This is a genomic window from Streptomyces poriferorum, assembly GCF_019399235.1.
GTDB classification, from domain to species: Bacteria; Actinomycetota; Actinomycetes; order Streptomycetales; family Streptomycetaceae; genus Streptomyces; species Streptomyces poriferorum.
Genome location: NZ_JAELVH010000637.1, coordinates 1 through 476, shown reverse-complemented (window position 1 = coordinate 476; position 476 = coordinate 1). Strand labels below are relative to the sequence as shown.

The window sequence follows — 476 nt, the reverse complement described above, 5'->3', positions numbered from 1 at the left end:
CCGTCCCTCCCGGCGGTTCCCGGTTGGCCCCTCACCACGTACGGCAGCCCGTTCCTCCAGGGGTACGCCGTCGTCGGTCAGTACCTCTACATGCTGCACGGCAACAGCTACGGTTCCGTCCAGAAGATCAACGGCCAGGACACGGTGATCTCCGCGCCCGGCGTCGGCAACACGTTCATCACCTCGGTGAACCTCACCACGGGCTCCCTGGACCCGGCGCCGCCCTCGCCGTTCAAGGAAACCGTCAACCCGGCCCACACGGCAGCCGCGTACACGCTGGACTACCGCGAGCCGGAGGGCCTGGGAGTCCTCGTCCCGGACCCGGCCCAGCCCGGCGTCTTCAGCATCGGCATGGGCTTCGCCTCGGGCGATGCGGGCGCGCGGGTGGCGACGGTCTACGGCAAGGCGGGGCTCGTTCAGCCGTCCTGATTCACGGCTTGCGGGCTCACGACACGGCGCGCCCCGTGTTGTCGCCG

General features: G+C 70.2%; 1 pseudogene. It reads left to right on the top strand.

From position 1 onward, the window contains the following. A pseudogene (locus tag JGS39_RS40175) lies at positions 1-429 on the top strand (teichoic acid biosynthesis protein C); the annotation flags it as partial. Between the last annotated feature and the right edge of the window lie 47 nt (positions 430-476).